The sequence below is a fragment of the Bacillus sp. SIMBA_154 genome (assembly GCF_046536015.1).
GTDB classification, from domain to species: Bacteria; Bacillota; Bacilli; order Bacillales; family Bacillaceae; genus Bacillus; species Bacillus pumilus_P.
In genome coordinates this window covers 1-263 of sequence record NZ_JAWJBV010000353.1, presented here as the reverse complement: position 1 = coordinate 263, position 263 = coordinate 1, and the positions used below count along the sequence as shown (strand labels likewise).

The window sequence follows — 263 nt, the reverse complement described above, 5'->3', positions numbered from 1 at the left end:
AATTGACTTTACCGAGCAACAACAGTGTATTGAATTAATAATAAAAACGGCAAACGGACGAGCAAATCGACCATTATTAATTAATGCAGATCGGGGAAGAGGAAAATCAGCCGCATTAGGTATTGCAGCAAGTAAACTCAGCGATAAAAACATACTTATTTGCTCTATGCAATTTCGTGCTTTGCACAGTAGTTTTAAGCACTTAGCGAGTGAGCTTGATATAGATTATCGAGCTGGCGATAAACACATTGCAAACATGCACT

General features: G+C 38.0%; 1 protein-coding gene. It reads left to right on the top strand.

Going from position 1 to position 263, the window contains the following annotated elements:
- A partial coding sequence (locus tag R0K30_RS22355) for a hypothetical protein (protein ID WP_410613081.1) occupies positions 1 to 263 on the top strand: 263 nt, incomplete at both ends.